The sequence below is a fragment of the Pasteuria ramosa genome, assembly GCF_056496785.1.
Map to the genome: position 1 here is coordinate 520,004 of NZ_CP143099.1, position 18,574 is coordinate 538,577.

The following is an 18,574-nucleotide window of genomic DNA, read 5'->3' on the forward strand; positions in this document are numbered from 1 at the left end:
CATGTTGCTTAGTTGATTTTACTTTTGTTTATATTCCTTATTCTAGAGTTGAGTAAGGAGAGGTACTCAAGAGGCTGAAGAGGACGGTTTGCTAAACCGTTAGGGGGTTTTAAACCCCGCGAGGGTTCGAATCCCTCTCTCTCCGCCAGTGGATTTATTTTGGCCCGTTGGTGAAGTGGTTTAACACACCAGCCTTTCACGCTGGCATGCAGGGGTTCGAACCCCCTACGGGTCATTTTTATGGACGGTTAGCTCAGCTGGGAGAGCACCTGCCTTACAAGCAGGGGGTCGGCGGTTCGATCCCGTCACTGTCCATTGTTTTTGTTAGTTTGTGGTTTATGTTAATTTAATAAGGCGGTCGTGGCGAAGTGGTTAACGCACCGGATTGTGGATCCGGCATTCGAGGGTTCAATTCCCTTCGATCGCCCTGGTATTTGTTGGGGAGTAGCCAAGTGGTAAGGCAACGGGTTTTGATCCCGTGATACGGAGGTTCAATCCCTCCCTCCTCAGTGTTTACGAGAGCCATTAGCTCAGTTGGTAGAGCATCTGACTTTTAATCAGAGGGTCGAAGGTTCGAGTCCTTCATGGCTCATGTTTTTTTCATATTTTTAGTTTTTTTTTTAATATATGCGGGTGTGGCGGAATTGGTAGACGCACTAGACTTAGGATCTAGCGCCTCCGGCGTGGGGGTTCGAGTCCCTTCACCCGCACTTTCCTTGTTAGCGGTCGTGGTGGAATCGGTAGACACGCTATCTTGAGGGGGTAGTGGCCTTTGTGGCTGTGCGAGTTCGAGTCTCGCCGACCGCATTTATTTTTTTTAAAAATGTGGTTCTGATTTTAAGTTCTCTGCATATGATAAGGTATCAGAACATTTCAGTTAATTGAGACAGCGATTTAAAAATTTTTTTAAAAAAATTTAGAAAATGTGGTTCTGATTTTAAGTTCTCTGCATATAATAAGGTATCAGAACATTTCAGTTAATTATTTCAAAGATAATATTTATGTGCGGGTGTAGTTCAGTGGTAGAACATCGGCCTTCCAAGCCGAATGCGAGGGTTCGATTCCCTTCACCCGCTTTTAAACTTTATAAGTATGTTACCATCTCATGGATGGTGCATGCTTGTTTTTGTATTTTTAGACGGGGTGATAAATATACTATTAGATAAAAAAAGTCAAATTATTAAGGATAATTTTGGACCTCTTAGACAAAGTTGGACTATTAAAGATGATTTTTTGATGCAAAAGCTAGGCGCATCTTTTGCGCGTTTTTTTGGTCCAGGTGATGTACTAGCTTTATGTGGACCTTTTGGTGTTGGTAAAACAACTTTGGTTAAAGGGGTAGCTATTGGATTAGGTATTGAAGAAGATGTAGATAGCCCTTCTTTTGTTTCAGCAAAAGTGTATAATGGGGGTCGTTTGACACTTTATCATATAGATGCTTATAGGATAAGCAATGATGCTCAAGAAGGTGATTTATATGCAGAGATGATTGAAGGAGCTGGTATATGTGTTATAGAATGGGCTATGAATTTAATTTCTTGGTTACCTGATCATACATATTTTTTAGATATGACTATATCTTCAAATGGCGAACGTGTTATTAATTTGTTTGGTCGAAACATTTTTTTTGAGGAGGGTTAGGTTTTGATTTTAGCTATGGATACTTCTTCCTCTTATCTTACTTTAGCGATTTATGATACAGAGACAGGCTGTATCTTGGACGATATCAATATGTATGCACCTAGAGAACATGCTACGCTTTTGGTACCTTTATTATCAAAAGTTTTGCAAAAAAACCATTTGAAAATTGATGATTTCAAAGCTATTGTTGTTGGTTTAGGTCCAGGTTCTTATACTGGGATTAGAATTGGTTATATGGTGGCTAAAACGCTTTCTTTTACACATAAATTGCCCTTATATGGTTTTTCTACATTAGCGATGCTAGCTAATGAAGCTAATTTTTTTTCAGGTACGATTTTTCCTTTATTAGCTGCTCGTAAGGGGTATTTATATACTGCTGCTTATCGGTTTGAACATGATGAATTTTATGAAATCACACCACCTTGTTTAGTGGCAGAAACGGAAAAGTTTTTTGCGTCGGAGGGTAAGGTATTATTAATCGGTCTTTCTCCTATGGAAGAATTTTTTGCTAACCTTTGTGATCGTGATAGAATGATGTATATGGTTCGTCATCCACGTGCTGCTAATTTAGCTTATCTTGCAGCTAAAAAGTTGACATGTTTACCATCGATAGATGATTGTTCAGCTCCTTTTTATCTAAGTTCACCAATTTCCAGGACATTATAGTGTTTTATGATATATTTAAGATTTTCCAAACTTTTTATTTATTTTTTTATATATCTTTATGTTTATTTTGTGAAGGATGATTTTTTTGTCTGAAAATATAATATTATTAGGCATTGAGACGAGTTGTGATGATACTGCTGTAGCTATTATTCGTGATGGTAAGGAGATTTTAGCAAATGAAGTTATATCCCAGGCTATTCATCATAGTAAAGAAGGAGGAGTTATTCCCGAAGTTGCTTCTCGTTTACATGTGGAACAGATTATACCGGCGTTACAAAAAGTTTTTGATCAAACTAAGCTATTGCCGCAAGATATGCATGCTATTGCTGTAACGGATGGTCCGGGTTTGATTGGGTCTTTGCTTATTGGTGTTATGGTGGCTAAAACATTATCGCTAGTTTATGAATTACCTTTGGTGCCTGTTAATCATATTTTAGGTCATATTTATGCGGCTCATTTAGTTAAAGAGCTTACTTTTCCCTTGGTTGCGCTTGTGGTATCTGGGGGGCATACAGAATTGTTAGTTATGCATAAACATGGCTTGATTAAACGTTTAGGCAAAACACGCGATGATGCTGCAGGGGAAGCCTTTGATAAAGTGGCGCGTATGTTAGGGCTACCATATCCTGGGGGGCCGCCATTAGAGAAATTGGCTCTTAACAGTAAAAATCCATATTGTTTTCCCCGTGCTATGTTGCCTCAAACACCTTATCATTTTAGTTTTAGTGGTTTAAAAACGGCTGTTTGGCAACTTTTGTTTAAAAAGGATTCATCTAATATTGATAAGCAAGATATTGCTGCTGGGTTTCAGTCAGCTGTGGTAGATGTTTTAGTTTCGAAAACCATGAGAGCTGTTGATGATATTAAAGCACAACGGTTACTTGTTGTTGGGGGTGTAGCTGCAAATAGTTTTTTGCGCTCGCAAATGGAAGAACAATGTTATCTTAAAGGCATAGATGTTACTTTCCCTCCTCCGCATTTATGTACTGATAATGCAGCGATGATAGCTTCAGCCGGTACTTATATTTATCGCAATGGTATTAAAGCTTCTTTAGATCTTGTCCCATCATCTCAAAGGAGTTTTGTGGATGATTATATATGATGCTGAAGAATGATTTGAAAAACTATTTACGAAAAAAGATTTTAAAGCAACGTTTGGGATTTACAAGGTCTTTTTGTCAGCAATCTTCAATACGAATTTTTTCAATTTTATATAAATGGAGATATTTTTTGTGTGCTAAAAATATCTTATTCTATTCATCTGTCAATAATGAATTATCTTTAAATACAGCTATTCATTATACTTGGTTAAATAAAAAGAATGTTTTTCTACCACGCATTGTTGGACAGGATATTTTATTTTATAGAGTTGTTGATTGGGATAATTGCAGAAGGGGTTCTTTTAATATTTTAGAACCACTGAATGGTTTTGTTATTTCAATCTCAGAATGTGATTTGATGTTTATACCTGGTCTAGCTTTTGATAAGCGAGGATATCGTTTAGGTTATGGAGGGGGTTTTTATGATCGATTACTATGTAATTCGGATCATATGAAGTGTGATGATAAATATGTAGATTCTGTTATCGATATAAAAAATAAAACTTTAATTATAGGTATCGTTTATAAGGAATTCTTATTTGAAGAACTACCGATTGAAGATCATGATATACCTGTTGATATTATACTTACGCCGGATGGTTTTTATTAGTTATTTTTTAATATATTATTATTCTATTATTTTTTATAGATTAATTATATTGTTTCTTTTTTTATATGATATTAATTTTTCATATTATTTTTTTCTTAATTAAGATGTTCTAATGATAAAATATACAGAGGATAATATAAAATGGATTATAATAATAAAGGTTTATCATCAGAAGAATTTTTAGTTTCTAAAGAGAAAACATATGTACAACCTTGGGTAGATCATATCAAAGAATTACGTAATCGTTTAGCTATTGTTGTGGTAACTTTTATTTTAATTTTCATAACATGTTTTTTGGTTTTTCCTAAAGGTGTTATAAGTTATATGGTCAATTTTGCTTATGAGGGATATCAGCTTTTTGCGATTAATCCTCTTAGTCCTTTTCAAATGAGTATAAAATTAAATTTTTTGTTCGCTCTTTTGATAACCATGCCTGTGCTTTTATATAATTTATGGCGCTTTGCGTCTCCTGGTTTTAAAAACAGAGAAAGATTTTTAATTTTGATTTGGTTGCCTGTTATTATTGTATTATTTATATTAGGATGTATTTTTGGATCATTTGTTTTATTCCCTTTTATTAGAGAGTTCATATTTTCCTTTAATTCAGATATTAATCTACAACAAACGTATGAATTAGGATATTCTTTAGATACTTTTTTAACCATAGTATTAGCTACTGGATGGATTTTTGAATTACCTGCGCTTGTCCTTTTTTTAGGAAAACTAAATTTAATAACATCGTTACAATTAAGGCGTTCCCGTCGGTTTTCTTACTTAGCCTTAGTTGTTATTGCCGCTTATTTATCACCAGATGTTTTAGTAGGAAATATTATTGTAATTATTCCACTAATCTTTTTATATGAAATAAGTATTTTGTTTTTAACTTGGTTGGAGAAGAGATCAGTTTAAAGGATGTTTGAATAAAATGGATTTGTTTTTGGACAAACTATTTAGGTTTGTTAAATATAGAACTGTTTTTTATAAAGTATGGTTTGATAAAAAATTTTTTAATAAAATGTTCTATATTTTTTTTATGTTCTTTGTGATTATAATGCTATTGTTTTTTTGTTTGGGTTGTTTTTCTGACAAAGATCAAGTTGGAGATAGTGAAGGGCATTTATTCCGTATAACTCTAGATTGGGAAGCTAATACTCATCATACAGGGCTGTTTGTTGCTAAGGAAATGGGTTTTTTTAAAGATGTTGGTCTGGATGTTGAAATATTAAATTCCCATAGTGGTATTCCTGCAGAAACCTTAGTGGCTGATAAAAAGGCTGAGATAGCTTTTAGTCATACAGAGAGTTTTTTATTTGCTAAGAATCAAAAATTACCATTGATATCTTTAAGCGCGGTAGTGCAGGATAATTTACATGGGTTAGCTGTTAAAAATGATGTTAATACGCTTTGTGATCTTGTAGGGAAGCGCTATGGTAGTTATGGTTCTGTTTTAGAATGGTATATTTTACAAAATATCATTATGGAAAAATGTGGCGATGCAGATTTAAAGAAGATTAATACAGATTCTTTAGATGCATTAGCTCTTTTAAAGCGGAATGTTGCAGATATAGTTTGGGTATACTCAGGATGGCAAGGTGTTCAGTCTAAGCTAAAAGGTGATGATTTTAAAGTTTTTGTTATGCGTGAAGTAGATCCTGTATTTTCTTATTACACACCTATTTTGATTGCCAATGATGAAGAATTAAAGAAGAAACCTGATTTATATAAAAAATTTATGTTGGCTATAAAAAAAGGTTATGAATTTGCTATATCTAATCCTGAAAAAGCAGGTGACATGCTGATAAAGGAACATCCTATGCTGGATGAAACGTTAGTTCAACATAGTCAGCAATTTTTAAAACCTTTATATATTGGTCAAGCGGATTATTGGGGTTTTCAGGATATTAAGCGCTGGGAGGCTATTATATCTTGGATGCAGGATAAAAAGTTGATTGATCATCATATTAAGGCTAAAGATGTTTTTACTAATTATTTTTTGATTAAAGATGAATGATAATATAAATTAAAAAGATAATTTTGAGATCATTTATGTTTTCTACAAATATATATCTTAAAAACTTGTTTATATTTTTATATCTTATGATATTTTTACATTTTAGTTCTATTACATATTATGGCAAAAATTAATATATTTTTATATGCGATATTTTAGTATGACAAATCCGCTATTTATGCATAATTGTTTAATTTTATACAAAATAATTTAATATTATTTTTTTTAAAAATAATATATTTCCTTTAAGATTATATATTAAATTAATGTGTATAATATAAGTTGAGAGAAAAATTAATCTGAGAGCAGATCATCTTTTAGATTAATTTTTTTTATCAATATTTTTAGGGGGTTAATATGTTTATGATAAGTTTTCGACATAACAAGGGTTGTTCTATGGCTAGTACTATTATTTTAGGTTTTTTAGTTTTAATATGGATTTGCTCGCCAAGCTGTCGTAGAAGATGGTATGCCTTTCTTTGTGGATGTTCATATGATAATAAAGTTAGTTGTGAATTAGGTTCTAAAATTAAAAAATGGGTTAAAGGTGATGTTAGTGATAATATCAATTTGTGCTCAACAATTCCTTTAGCACAGTCTCCTTCGGCTCATATGGGTAATAATGGTAACGATAAAAATAATGTTGATAACAACAACGGTAATGGTAAACATAATAAAAAATAATTCAAACACACACTCTCTCTGAGGGGTGTGTTTGAATTATTTTCAAAAGCTTTATTATTAACTTTTATTATGAATCCATGGCCATTTTGCTGGATTTTTGGTCACATCTGTTAATTGAGATTTATAGTGTCTTCTATATGGCGCATCACCTGTGAATTGAAAAGGAAAACATGTAGAAAGTTCAAATCTGAATTCGCCAGGTTTAGGTTTTGGGTCTACTAACTTAGACTTTTCTCGTGCTTGTGTTCTGTGGCCGGTGATTTGGAAATGCCATTGAGTTTTTTTATCATATAATGTGAACATGTGACCTGGTTTAACGTCTTTAAAATTTCTAAATGTTGTATCTCGATGACCTGATATGACAACAACACCTTCTTCTCCTGGATACGCAGTTGCACCACTTCTATGTATAAGCGAAGCGCCTTTCTTTAGGCATCCCTCTTCTGATGGAAGATTTGGTGCATAAAACACAGGGAATACCTTTTTTAATTGCCATGAATAAAGTTCAAATATTTTTTCGCATTTTTTCGGTTTTTTGTTTTCTCTTTCAGATTTAGGATTTAATTTCATTTTATCTAGTTTTTCTTTTTTAATTACTATGCCTGTTTCGATAGCTTCTTGAGTTACATTATTTACATCTTTTTCGTTTAATGATCTTTGATATTCACTTAACGAACTTGTGCTTTCGTACCACCATGTATACCCATAGTAGGCAGATATACCAAATCCTGATATACAAATTAACCAAATTATTTTTTCTAATAATTTCAACATTATGCTCCTTTTAATTGCTGTTTTTTTATTGCTAATTATTATTTAATTAACTGTAATTACAGGAAAATAAAGTCAAAAATTGCAAATTAGATTTTAGGGAGGAAAACAGGTATAAAAATAGACATAAATTTCCCTTCTGTGTAAGATATAGGTATAAACTCACACATATGAGAAACGAGAATGTCTAATACAAAAAATTTACCATAAAAAGAGTGCTTGGGCAAATGTTTTAAAAAATTGAAGTTATTATTTTATTTTTCTAAACCTGTTGTTAATAATATGGTACATATATTCAATGGGATGGTATCTGATGTTTTTACAGGTACATTGGCAGAAAGCTTTTGTAATAGAAGGAGTCTCAATGATATGCTTGCAAATGGCAGATAGAATGCAAAATTCCTAAATAGAATTGTGCATCCATTTTATGAAAAAAGTCAGATATAAGTTAAGAAAAATAACCAATAAATTTTTGTTGTAATTGATGATAATGTTTTTAACAAAAAAAAGCTTTTTTCATTGGCTATTAATTCTAAGAAGAAGATAGATATAATTATTATGTATTATAGAGAGGACTTGTCCAGAAACGTTAAATATCTAATTAGTCGTGAGGTAATTCAAAACCCAAAATAGCCGTTATTATAAGCCTTTAGTGTTTTCCATTAGGTTTTGCAACTCGCTGTTACATAGGTTTTTGGACAAGCTCAGAAAATAAGTTTATAGACACTCTTTTTCCAACAATTTTACTTGCTGATCATTTTATATATCAATTTGTTATATCAATATATGCACCTGAAAAAAGGAAAAGACTACTCTTGGCGAAGGCATAAATTTGATTTATAAATCATCTTAATCATAATAAAAAAATTTTATGTATTTTCGTGATTTTTAAAAAACAGTTTTGATATAAAATTTAAAAATACTTCTTTTTATTTATAAAGTAAAAATCAACCGTGTTATTTATCAACAAGTAATTAAGTAATATCTCAATCAATTTACTTTAGATATTTATTCTTAAATACACCATGCATTGAAGTTTAATCCCAAGTCCATGGATTCAAAAAAAACATGCTTTTTATATTTTTCTTAATTTTATTAGATTTTTCCTAAATCTTAGAACAATATTTTAGATTAAAGCTAATTTCAGCAATAAAAAAATAATTTAAACATAATAAATTTATGTTTAAATTATTTTTATTATCTCTATATTTATTGTTAAATTTTATGAACCCATTTCCATTTTTCTGGATTTTTGGTTACACCAGTTAATTGAGATCTATAGTGTCGTCTGTAGGGAGCATCGCCTGTAAATTCAAATGGGAAACAAGTAGAAAGTTCAAAGCGGAATTCACCTGGTTTTGGTAAGGGATCTATTAGTTTTGAGGCATCTTTAGGTTTGGTTCTATGATTGGTTATTTGAAAATGCCATTGAGTTTTTTTGTCATATAATGTGAATGTGTAACCTTTTTTTATATTTTTAAAATCTCTAAAAGTTGTATCTCTATGACCAGATATTACTACAACGCCTTCTTCGCCCGGATAAGCAGCCATACCATTTCTATGAATTAGTGAAGCTCCTTTTTTGAGACAGGCATCTTCTGATTGAAGATTGGGAGCATAAAACACAGGGAAGACTTTTTTTAATTGCCATGAATAGAGTTCAAATATTTTTTCGCATTTTTTTGGATTTTTGTTTTCTCGTTCAGATTTAGGATTTAATTTAACTTTATCTAATTTTTCTTTTTTGATTATAACACCGGTTTCGATAGCTTCTTTTGTCACTTCATCTACTTCTTTTCCATCCAATGCCCGCTGATAATCACTGACTGAACTTGTGCTTTCATACCACCATGTATATCCGTAATAGCCTGCAAAACCTAATGCGGCTATACAAATCAACCAAATAATTTTTTCTAATAATTTCAACATTCATATTCACGCCCTCTCAATCATTATTTCTCATTTTTTTATGGTTTGTTTAATATAAATTTATATTTAGGCATGAATAAAAATTTTTAGTTTATATGATTAAATTAATTTAAATTTTATTTATTTTTGTTTAATTTTATTATTTTTTGTGTTAAAAAACACCTCAATCTATGTGAATAAAATAATTTTTATAAAAATTATTTTATCGATGTAAATTTTAATTTTTAAAACTTTAAATCTATTTAAATTAGCATTTTTCATAATATGTTTTAATAGCATCCAAAAATACAATATTAATATTTATTATAAGGACTATTTGACTTTTTGTAAAGAAATTGTGATATTTTAATTAATAAAAAGTTGGATGATATTTTGGATTGTTTTTAAATGTTATATAATGAAAAGGTGATTGTTGGTGTTAATTTTTGATATTTTATTTTTTTGTTTAAATTAAGAAACAATACATTACATTATATTCTATTATATTCTATTGTAATAAAATATATTATGAATTTAGATGGTTATGATTTGCCTCTTAATTATTTTTATTTGATGTATTTTTTATGTTTTTTATTAATATAATGTTTGAGTATAATATTTAAATACAATATTTTGATATAATACTTTTGTTCTTTTTTTATTAATATAATGTTTTTTATGATTATTTAGATAGGAGAGATGTATAATTGCTTCCCCGTTATGTAAGTACCAAAATGAGCGAACTCTGGAGTGAGGAGTATCGCTTAGAGATTTGGTTGAAAGTTGAAATTTTGGTATGTGAAGCTTTGGTTGAAAATATGGTTGTGCCTCCTGAGGTGTTATGTGAATTAAAAACCAAGGCTAAGATAGATAAGGACAGCATGCGTGTTTGGGAAAATAAAACCCACCATGATGTCGTTGCTTTTCTATGGTCGGTATCTGAAACAGTTTCAGAAGAATCAGCTAAGTGGTTGCATTATGGGCTTACATCTACGGATTTAGTTGATACTTCCTTGGGATATTTTCTCAAGCAAGCTAATAAATATTTACTTCAGGATATGAAGGAACTGCTAAAAGTATTGCGCCATTTAGCTTTAACTTATCGTGAAACGATTACTTTAGGTAGAACTCATGGTATGTATGCTGAACCGGTAACCTTAGGATGGAAGTTTGCTCGTTGGTATGCTGAAATTATGCGCCATGTAGATCGATTCGAGCAATCTGCTCAAGAAGTAGAGGTTGGTAAATTATCTGGAGCAGTGGGTACATATTCTACCATAGATCCTTCCGTTGAGTTGTATGTATGCCATAAATTAGGTTTACAACCAGCTTCTTTAGTAACCCAAACGATTACTCGTGATAGGTATGCACAATATATTGCTAACTTAGCTTTGATTGCTACTTCAATCGAAACTTTTGCAACAGAAATTCGTCATTTACAAAGATCTGAAGTAGATGAAATGGCGGAATCTTTTGGTAGAGATCAAACCGGTTCTTCCGCTATGCCTCATAAGCGAAATCCTATTGGTTGTGAGAATTTATGTGGATTAGCCCGTATGATGAGGAGTTATATTGCACCTGCTTATGAAAATATGGTTTTATGGCATGAACGTGATATTTCTCATTCATCTGTCGAACGTATTATTATGCCTGATGCTACACAGTTGCTTGATTATATTTTGAGCCGTTTCACGGATATCCTTAAAAATTTAGTTATAAATGAAACTAAAATGGCTCAGCGTCTTTTTGATGCTAACGGAGAGCCATTTTCGCATAATCTTTTATTAGCATTGATCCGTAAAGGTTGGTCTCGTATTAAGGCATATAATTTGGTAAGATCTTTATCTAAATGTTCTAGAGAGAGGCAAGCTCCATTTCGATTATTGGTTGAAGAAAATGACGATATCCGGCGTACTCTGACAGAAAGCGAAAGGGAAGCTTGTTTTGATATTAAAGAACATTTGAAGCATATGGATAAACTTTTTGTGAAAGCTGGTTTATTTACCAATTAAATATTTATAATTTTTTTGGTTTTTGTTTATTAGTTAATCCTTAATATGTTTAGTTTAATCATTGGCATATCATTATTAACTCTTTTCAACCAATTTGGCTTGCTTCAGGTTCGCTTGCAAAAGGTATAACCTGAATGGGTATACTGAACCACCAGCCACCTTGACTGCGTTTTACGGGTTGGTAGCCCGCTTTTTTTAATCTTCTTGCCACGGTATAACTGGCCGTATATACCGTGGCCATATTTGTGGATTCATCAAATTGAATCACGGTTTCGCGTTCGATATCACTAAGGGTCATTTGTAGCACACTCCTCCATTAAAAGAGACGGCACGTCTACCGATCATATGTTCGCTAGGCCACCTCATTATATCATAAACTTAAGTTTGGTATTGAAATTTTATTTAAATAAAAACTTCATACCCTTTTTCGACACAAAGTTACATCAAGCCTGCTTATTTGTGTATTTAAATACATAAATCAACTTTTGATTTTTTTGTAATTTTTTCGGATTATACTTGATAATAAGGTTAATTTAATGCTTTTTATTCATTTTATAATATAATATTGATTTTTTTTATACTTTTATAATCGATTACCCTTTTGAAAAGTATTATATAAAAAGTTAAATATATATTCAAGTAATAGATATGAGTTGTGTTTTTGTCGAAAAACGAGGAATGATAAATTTTTTTGAAATGATTTTTATTACGGTTCGACAAAAATCGATTATTTTTTAAAAAATATATTAGTATTATTTATTAATAGATATTATTATTTATTAATATATATTATATTGATATAAATTTATTAATCAAGTTTTATACTTAATAATGACATTTTTTAATAAAAAAATAATTTTTTGTTTTTGGATTCATTTATAATATAAATTGTTCATATATGAATGGATTGTAATTATTTTTTATTTTCTTGATATGCATTAATCTTGGGATTGAGTAAGCTCATATTTACGGAGGGATTATAATGGTTAAACCAATTAACTTAAGTGATCATAATAAGATGAACAACAAAACATTGAACTTTAATCAGATTATGAATCGCGATCTTAAGTTGACTGTGCTTTGGGCTGCGTTATCTTGTTTGTTTATTTGTTTTTTATATTATTTTAAGGATTTATATATTTAGTTATTTTTATTATTTGGTATTAAATAAAAATAACCACCTCTTTTTATACATTTTGTTTATATGTATAAAGAGGTGGTTATTTTGTTGCTTATTTTACTTAATTACTTAATGACTTAATTACTTAATTACTTAATAATTAATCTTTGGATTCTTGATTTATAAGGTTTGAGGGTTTTGGATTTGGATTTTCTTTAATTTTTGGAGATTCATTATTTGCGCGACCTATTGATAAGGTGTTGCTAGTCGAAGATGGTGGTTCTTCTGGATTTCGTACGGCTTGTGTTATCCAGTAAACTTTATATTTTTGTAATGCCGAAATAGATGCTTCTCTTAAGCGGCATTCTATTTTCCATACTCTTTCAGGGACTGTTAGAACAGCTATAGTTACTTGAACACCATTTGTATCTACCTTAGTTACGCCAAGAACCTCAGGTTTTTCTAAGATCCATTCACCGAAGTTTGTTTTCACTTCTTCAGCAGCTTCTTCCAGGGCTTTTTTAACCACTTCTAAATTAGTTGATGCTAAAATATTAATAGAAACCATTGCTCGCATTTTTTCGCGTGTTGAGTTTGTTATTTGAGTTATACTTCCGTTTGCTATGTAATGAAGACGTTGATTAAATTCGCGTATTTTTGTAATTCTTAGACCTATTTCCTCTACAGTACCAGAGATTTGATTATTAATTAAAACATTATCATTTACTTCTAATTGTCCTTCGAATATTATAAAAAAACCATTTATTATATCTTTTACCAAATTTTGAGCTCCTATACCTATAGCTAAACCAATGAAACTCACACTTGCCAATATTGGTAATGGATCTAGGCCAAGATTTGCTAATAAAGTTAATGCGGATATAAAATATATAGTGTAGCGAGCAATTGATTTGAATAGTTTTCGCATGGTAACTGCCTTAGCACCTATAATATGTGTTATACTGAAGGCGTGGTCAATTAGCCGATTAATAATTCTTAAGATTAATATTGTACTTAGGATAATAAAAAAAATCTTAATGAATGGTATTATTAGATATTCAATAGGATTTTCCCAGATATTTTGGGCTAAATTTGTTATTTTATTTATCCATGTGTCAAAATTTGCTTTTTCTTTGGTAGAGGTATTGTAGTATCCTGATTCTGTTTGTGATATACTGGGAACAGAAGGATTTGGATTTTTAATATTCAATTATCAGTTTCCTTTTTAAGTTTTGATTTTTGTATTCTTAATACCTATTTATATTAATACTATTTATAGGGTTTAATTTTAAGAAAATACTAATTTTAATCACTTTTTATATTTCTTGTATTCGCATGCAAAGAGTTAGGGATATCCTACATATGTAATGATATGTTAATCATTTTAACATTTAAGTCAACTTATTTTGTTTAGTTACATAAAAAATAAAATAAGATTTTTATTATCTTACTTGTTGTATAAATTATGATTCTTTGTTATCATGTGCAAATATTTTACAGGTCTATGTATTGATTTTTTTAGACATAATATTTTTAATTTTAATATTGAGAGGTCGAGGTCATTTTTTATTCATTATGATTATGAATTGATTGTTTGACCTTGTCTTCGTTTTGTTGATTGTCTATGTTAAATTCCGAATAATTATATAATATAAATAATTGCGTTATAGGCTTGAGATTTTGTTTCAGGCATATTTTGATAAAGATCAAATTGCATGTTTTTGTTTTCGTAGTTAACTGTTATATGATTTTTTATATTGGGTATTTCGATATCAAAAGTAATATTATAGATAATATTACAAACATTTTTGTGATATAATGAATTTTGTTAATTTATACTAGTTATTCGTTGGTTTTATTTTCATTTTAGCTAGAGTTTGTTTTTTTGGAGTTTTTAAGTATAATTTTATTTGTATATTTTTATCAAAAATTTTTTATTGATCTTTTTATTTATTTTTTAGCTATTGACTATATTAGGGCAAGGGCCCTGGTTAATTTTTGTTTTTCTCTTATTTTATATAACAATATTTGGATTATGGATTTCTTTTTTTAATTTTATTTTTACCTCTATATTTTGTTTTTATTTGGTTATTTATTTTTATATTATGTATTTTTATTTTTTATTTAATTCGCTTTTTATATGTTTGTTTTTTTATATTTTTGGTTTTATAATTTGTTATCGTTGGTTTTGATTTTTAAATTATTTTGTACCTTTATTGTTTAAATAATTATTTTTATGTTTTTATATGTTTTGATTTTTTTATAGAAAATGGTTTGATTTTTTTATAGAAAATTAGCGTTTAGTATATTGGTTTTAATGTTTTCTTTTTTTTCTCAATTTTTTATTTTTGTAAGCACTCTTTTATTTTTTCTTTTAGCTTATTGATATTAATTTTGTTATGGTGAGTCAGATTATATTTTTGGGGTCAAATGTTTGTATTAATTCCAATTATTTGACTACTGTTTAATTTTGGAACTATTTATTATATTTGCATAATTAACGTATTTTTAGTTATTTTTGTTCTTTCTATTCAATTTATCTTTTTCATTTAAATTGTTTTTATGTATATGTGATTCTGGGGTTTCGTTGTAAGATTATTATAAGTCGTCTTTAAAATTCTGAAGGTTAGCGGTTTTAACTCTTTGTCCTTTTGGCGATACAGTGGTAGTAAGCATTTTTTATTTTTGATTTTCTTGCGATGTTTTTTCAGTCAATAAGGACTATTCGTTTTAGTTGTTTTGTTTTTTTATCTAAACATACCAAGTTGTCAAAAAAACTGTTAATTTCTTTTTATCTATTTATTAAAAATAATTTTTAAAATTTTGGATATTTGATTTAATACTTTGAGGAGGAATTGTTTTTATGGATTTGCTCGGTAAAACACGTTGTATATCTAGGATATTGCAAAAAAATGTTGGTAATCATTTGGTGGATTTAGATGAGGTGGCTCATGCTTTATGTGATGTCATATCTGCTAATATTTATGTTGTAAATCAAGATGGTATTTTGTTGGGTCTTGCTATTCATCATGAATTTACAAGTGAACGGATGCGCATGTATTTACAAACACGAAAGTTTCCGGATGAGTATGCAAAAATGTTGATGGAAGCTGATAAAACTTTATCTAATTTAAAGATCGATAGTCCTTACACAGCTTATCCTGTAGAGATGGTTGAGATTTTTCATGATGGTTATACGACAATTGTACCTGTTATAGGGGGCGGTGATCGTTTAGGTACTTTAGTGTTCGCTAGATTGGGTGAACCCTTTAAGGAAGGTGATTTGATTTTAGCGGAGTACGGATCTACTGTTGTAGGTATGGAAATTTTACGAGAACGCGCAGGTCGTGTGGAGGAAGAAGCGCGTAGTAGAGCTGTTGTGCAGTTAGCTATTAATTCGCTTTCTTTTAGTGAGCTAGAGGCTGCTGAACATATTTTTAATGAGTTAGATAATAGACAGCGTAAAGAAACAGATCGCGAAGGTTGTAAAGAAGGGTTATTGGTGGCTAGTAAAGTGGCAGATAGGGTGGGTATTACGCGTTCTGTTATCGTTAATGCTTTGCGTAAACTAGAGAGTGCAGGTGTGGTGGAATCTCGCTCGTTAGGCATGAAGGGTACATATATAAAGATACTTAATCCTAAATTGATTCCAGCTTTAGAAAGAGCGCGCTATTAAAATTTGCTTTTTATTTTTAATTGATTATTTAAAATTATCCCATTTTTTTCTATTTGTATTAATTTGCTGATATCTGAGGTGATTTAGTTTTTGGTTCTTTTTACTAAATATGGTTCTTATTTTTCTTTGTTTTGTTGAATGCTGTTAAATGGGTAGATATAATTGGGATGAGGTATTTTTTGCTTGTCGTATTTATCTGTGTTTATAGAAGATTTTTTAGCGTTTGAGAGGGTGATCAAGACCTTTATGGGTAAAACGGTACAACAGTCGGTATCAGAGACGGCTTCTATCGAACAAACTGCAGTTCATATTCCTCGTCCTATATGGTATGATTTAGCGGAATTAAGTAAGCCGAATATGATTTACAGCAATGTCTTAGTTGCGTGGATGTCCTATTTCATTGCCTCTGGCGTGTCAGATTTTGATTGGGCTGTTATGTTATGGTTAGGTCTTGGTTTATCTTTACTTATAGGCGGAAGTTGTGTTCTGAATAATATTTATGATCGTGATGCGGATAGATTAATGATCAGAACTAAGCTTCGTGTTTTGGCTATGGAAAGATTTAAAATTTCCATTGCTTGGTTCTATGGATTATTTTTAGTTTTAGCTGGTTTGGTGGTTTTGTTTTGGACACAAGGTATTGAAATTGCTGGTGTAGGTCTGTTAGGCTTTTTGATATATGTGTTTGTTTATACTGCTTTATTGAAGAGAACTAGTACAGCCAATACTTGGGTAGGTGGTTTATCTGGTGCAGTTCCGCCTTTAATGGGTGCTTTGGCTGCGCCAAATGTTTCTCTTCAGGTGGTATGTTGTTTGTTTTTAATCTTATTTTTATGGCAACCACCTCATTTTTTTGCATTATCTATATACTATATAGATGATTATCGTCGCTCTGATTTTAAAATGTTACCCGTGGTCAGGGGTGTTCATTTTACTGCAAGGCGTATTAGGATTTGGGTTCTTCTGCTTGTATCGGCGTCGTTTTTGCCATTTGTTATTACTCAAGCTAGTTTGATTTATCTATCTGGTGTTATTTTATTAGGTTTTAGTTATATTGTTTTGGCTTTTCAAAAATTTGCAAAACATATAACTACTTGGTCTCGCTATATGTTTTTTGCCTCACTGGTTTATTTAGTCGGTATTTTGTTATTTTGGATTTTAGATAGGATTTTTGTTTAAATTTTGTTGATAATTTACTGTTGAAAAGTATTTTTTGGGATGGAAGGTGAGGTGAATTTTTTGCGCCTTTTAGGCCGTAGATTTGGTGGTAAATTTTTTTATTTAGGTTCGATATCTATTTTTCTTCTGTTCCTTCTTTATGGTTGTAGCGGTGAAGAGAACATGAGTATTTTTAATCCTGCAAGTAATGTAGGTGAGATGCAGCTAGATCTTGTTAAAACCAGTTTTTTTGTTATGCTAGGTGTTTTTGCGGTTGTTATGAGTTTGTATTTTTACGTCTTAATCCGTTTCCGCTATCGTCCGGGTCGATCTGCTCCTAAAACGATTTTCACAAAGGACGATAATGTTAAGTTAGAGATTTTATGGACTACCATACCCATATTTATTTTAGTGTTTCTAGCTGTTCCTACGGTTAAAAATACTTTCCTGCTGGAGGAGCGAGTACATAGCCCGGATAAGGTAGTCGTAAATGTTGTTGCTAATAAATTTTGGTGGAGTTTTGAATATCCTGATTATGGTATAAGGACTTCACAAGAGTTACATCTTCCTGTTAATGCTCCTGTAGAATTGAGGTTAAAATCGACCGATGTGATGCATTCTTTCTGGGTTGTCCATTTAGGTGGCAAGAAAGATCTCGTTCCGGGTGTGGATAATGTTTTAACTTTGACGCCAAATCGTACAGGTGAATTTGCTGGGCGTTGTGCCGAGCATTGTGGTTCTGGGCATACTTTGATGAACTTTAAAGTATATGTTCATGAATCGGATGAATTTAAGAAATGGCTCAAGAATATGAACGATGCTGATGTTGTATCTAAGCAGTTAGATAAATATTCAGGCGATGTAAAAGGTAGTGATGTAAATTTATTTAATAAAAATTGCGCTTTATGTCACAATGGTGATAATGCCCCTGATATGACTAATTTCTGTGCACGCAGTACAATTGCAGGTCGTGATATTAAAGGTATTTTGAATGGTTCAATTAAAATTAATGGGTTAACTGATGCTCAAAAACATTCTTTAACAAAGAAAGATTTATTCTTCTATTTACTTGAGAACCCAGTTTCCTTTAAGCCGGGAATTTTGATGCCTAAATTCAATCAACTGAATGTTGATGAAAAGGAAAAATTGTGGAAATACTTAACAAATTTCTGTCAAAAGACTGGTTTAGATAATTTTAAAGAGTGAGATATGTAAGA

16 protein-coding genes and 9 tRNA genes are annotated in these 18,574 nt (G+C 30.8%); 21 read left to right on the top strand and 4 right to left on the bottom strand.

The window, feature by feature from the left end; all coding sequences use genetic code 11:
- Positions 1–56 precede the first annotated feature (56 nt).
- From VS182_RS02315 to VS182_RS02390, 16 genes are all read left to right on the top strand, one after another.
- Positions 57–148, top strand: a tRNA-Ser gene (locus tag VS182_RS02315).
- A 13-nt stretch (positions 149–161) separates the two neighbouring features.
- Positions 162–235, top strand: a tRNA-Glu gene (locus VS182_RS02320).
- A gap of 7 nt (positions 236–242) precedes the next feature.
- Positions 243–315, top strand: a tRNA-Val gene (locus VS182_RS02325).
- A gap of 39 nt (positions 316–354) precedes the next feature.
- A tRNA-His gene (locus VS182_RS02330) sits at positions 355–427 on the top strand.
- A gap of 11 nt (positions 428–438) precedes the next feature.
- A tRNA-Gln gene (locus tag VS182_RS02335) sits at positions 439–510 on the top strand.
- A gap of 9 nt (positions 511–519) precedes the next feature.
- Positions 520–592: transfer RNA gene (locus tag VS182_RS02340), tRNA-Lys, on the top strand.
- Between the two features lie 37 nt (positions 593–629).
- Positions 630–710, top strand: a tRNA-Leu gene (locus VS182_RS02345).
- Between the two features lie 12 nt (positions 711–722).
- A tRNA-Leu gene (locus VS182_RS02350) sits at positions 723–807 on the top strand.
- A gap of 198 nt (positions 808–1,005) precedes the next feature.
- Positions 1,006–1,076, top strand: a tRNA-Gly gene (locus tag VS182_RS02355).
- Positions 1,048–1,641, top strand: coding sequence for a tRNA (adenosine(37)-N6)-threonylcarbamoyltransferase complex ATPase subunit type 1 TsaE (tsaE, locus tag VS182_RS02360; protein ID WP_479484911.1), 594 nt, complete (start codon positions 1,048–1,050; stop codon positions 1,639–1,641). The genes VS182_RS02355 and tsaE overlap by 29 nt, the downstream gene beginning before the upstream one ends.
- 3 nt (positions 1,642–1,644) lie before the next feature.
- Positions 1,645–2,307: a tRNA (adenosine(37)-N6)-threonylcarbamoyltransferase complex dimerization subunit type 1 TsaB gene (gene tsaB, locus VS182_RS02365; protein ID WP_479484912.1), complete on the top strand. Its 663-nt coding sequence runs from the start codon at positions 1,645–1,647 to the stop codon at positions 2,305–2,307.
- Between the two features lie 85 nt (positions 2,308–2,392).
- Positions 2,393–3,409: a tRNA (adenosine(37)-N6)-threonylcarbamoyltransferase complex transferase subunit TsaD gene (gene tsaD / locus VS182_RS02370; protein ID WP_479484913.1), complete on the top strand. Its 1,017-nt coding sequence runs from the start codon at positions 2,393–2,395 to the stop codon at positions 3,407–3,409.
- Entirely contained in the window at positions 3,409–4,017 is a 609-nt protein-coding gene (locus tag VS182_RS02375) for a 5-formyltetrahydrofolate cyclo-ligase (protein ID WP_479485124.1), read from the top strand. Before tsaD ends, VS182_RS02375 begins: the two co-directional genes overlap by 1 nt.
- Before the next feature lie 141 nt (positions 4,018–4,158).
- Positions 4,159–4,926 carry a twin-arginine translocase subunit TatC gene (gene tatC, locus VS182_RS02380; protein ID WP_479488828.1) on the top strand — a complete coding sequence of 256 codons (768 nt, stop codon included), beginning with the start codon at positions 4,159–4,161 and terminating at the stop codon, positions 4,924–4,926.
- A 160-nt stretch (positions 4,927–5,086) separates the two neighbouring features.
- Complete coding sequence (locus VS182_RS02385) at positions 5,087–6,028, top strand: ABC transporter substrate-binding protein (protein ID WP_479492701.1); 942 nt, start codon at positions 5,087–5,089, stop codon at positions 6,026–6,028.
- 363 nt (positions 6,029–6,391) lie between these two features.
- Positions 6,392–6,712 (top strand): hypothetical protein, encoded by a 321-nt coding sequence (locus VS182_RS02390; protein WP_479488831.1) that lies wholly within the window; start codon positions 6,392–6,394, stop codon positions 6,710–6,712.
- Positions 6,713–6,769: 57 nt separating this feature from the next.
- On the opposite strand, the gene VS182_RS02395 is transcribed toward VS182_RS02390, so the two are convergent.
- Together VS182_RS02395 and VS182_RS02400 are read right to left on the bottom strand one after the other, a co-directional pair.
- Positions 6,770–7,483, bottom strand: coding sequence for a sortase domain-containing protein (locus VS182_RS02395; protein WP_479484917.1), 714 nt, complete (start codon positions 7,481–7,483; stop codon positions 6,770–6,772).
- Positions 7,484–8,698: 1,215 nt separating this feature from the next.
- A complete protein-coding gene (locus VS182_RS02400) occupies positions 8,699–9,412 on the bottom strand; it encodes a sortase domain-containing protein (protein ID WP_479484918.1) in 714 nt (237 codons plus the stop codon).
- A 686-nt stretch (positions 9,413–10,098) separates the two neighbouring features.
- On the opposite strand from VS182_RS02400, the gene purB reads away from it, so the two are divergent.
- Positions 10,099–11,403 (top strand): adenylosuccinate lyase, encoded by a 1,305-nt coding sequence (purB, locus tag VS182_RS02405; protein ID WP_479488832.1) that lies wholly within the window; start codon positions 10,099–10,101, stop codon positions 11,401–11,403.
- Between the two features lie 85 nt (positions 11,404–11,488).
- Here purB and VS182_RS02410 read toward each other — a convergent pair whose 3' ends face one another.
- Positions 11,489–11,701, bottom strand: coding sequence for a hypothetical protein (locus VS182_RS02410; RefSeq protein ID WP_479484920.1), 213 nt, complete (start codon positions 11,699–11,701; stop codon positions 11,489–11,491).
- Between the two features lie 684 nt (positions 11,702–12,385).
- On the opposite strand from VS182_RS02410, the gene VS182_RS02415 reads away from it, so the two are divergent.
- Complete coding sequence (locus VS182_RS02415; protein ID WP_479492702.1) at positions 12,386–12,547, top strand: hypothetical protein; 162 nt, start codon at positions 12,386–12,388, stop codon at positions 12,545–12,547.
- 136 nt (positions 12,548–12,683) lie between these two features.
- Here the strand turns inward: VS182_RS02415 and VS182_RS02420 are convergent, their stop codons facing one another.
- Complete coding sequence (locus tag VS182_RS02420; RefSeq protein ID WP_479484922.1) at positions 12,684–13,733, bottom strand: mechanosensitive ion channel family protein; 1,050 nt, start codon at positions 13,731–13,733, stop codon at positions 12,684–12,686.
- Positions 13,734–15,386: 1,653 nt separating this feature from the next.
- Between VS182_RS02420 and codY the strand changes: the two genes are divergently transcribed.
- The 3 genes from codY to coxB all read left to right on the top strand — a co-directional run bounded on the left by codY (position 15,387) and on the right by coxB (position 18,563).
- Positions 15,387–16,199 carry a GTP-sensing pleiotropic transcriptional regulator CodY gene (gene codY, locus VS182_RS02425; protein ID WP_479484923.1) on the top strand — a complete coding sequence of 271 codons (813 nt, stop codon included), beginning with the start codon at positions 15,387–15,389 and terminating at the stop codon, positions 16,197–16,199.
- 246 nt (positions 16,200–16,445) lie between these two features.
- On the top strand, positions 16,446–17,378 hold the full coding sequence (gene cyoE, locus VS182_RS02430; RefSeq protein ID WP_479488833.1) for a heme o synthase: 933 nt from the start codon (positions 16,446–16,448) through the stop codon (positions 17,376–17,378).
- Between the two features lie 51 nt (positions 17,379–17,429).
- Positions 17,430–18,563 (top strand): cytochrome c oxidase subunit II, encoded by a 1,134-nt coding sequence (coxB, locus tag VS182_RS02435; RefSeq protein WP_479488834.1) that lies wholly within the window; start codon positions 17,430–17,432, stop codon positions 18,561–18,563.
- The last annotated feature ends 11 nt before the right edge of the window (positions 18,564–18,574 follow it).

What these genes read in the sequence shown, in the direction of transcription:
- VS182_RS02400 (WP_479484918.1), bottom strand. Translation starts at nt 9,412, where the DNA reads ATGTTGAAATTATTAGAAAAAATTATTTGGTTGATTTGTATAGCCGCA.
- cyoE (WP_479488833.1), top strand. Translation starts at nt 16,446, where the DNA reads ATGGGTAAAACGGTACAACAGTCGGTATCAGAGACGGCTTCTATCGAA.
- codY (WP_479484923.1), top strand. Translation starts at nt 15,387, where the DNA reads ATGGATTTGCTCGGTAAAACACGTTGTATATCTAGGATATTGCAAAAA.
- tatC (WP_479488828.1), top strand. Translation starts at nt 4,159, where the DNA reads ATGGATTATAATAATAAAGGTTTATCATCAGAAGAATTTTTAGTTTCT.
- tsaE (WP_479484911.1), top strand. Translation starts at nt 1,048, where the DNA reads ATGCGAGGGTTCGATTCCCTTCACCCGCTTTTAAACTTTATAAGTATG.
- VS182_RS02415 (WP_479492702.1), top strand. Translation starts at nt 12,386, where the DNA reads ATGGTTAAACCAATTAACTTAAGTGATCATAATAAGATGAACAACAAA.
- VS182_RS02390 (WP_479488831.1), top strand. Translation starts at nt 6,392, where the DNA reads ATGATAAGTTTTCGACATAACAAGGGTTGTTCTATGGCTAGTACTATT.
- VS182_RS02375 (WP_479485124.1), top strand. Translation starts at nt 3,409, where the DNA reads ATGCTGAAGAATGATTTGAAAAACTATTTACGAAAAAAGATTTTAAAG.
- VS182_RS02410 (WP_479484920.1), bottom strand. Translation starts at nt 11,701, where the DNA reads ATGACCCTTAGTGATATCGAACGCGAAACCGTGATTCAATTTGATGAA.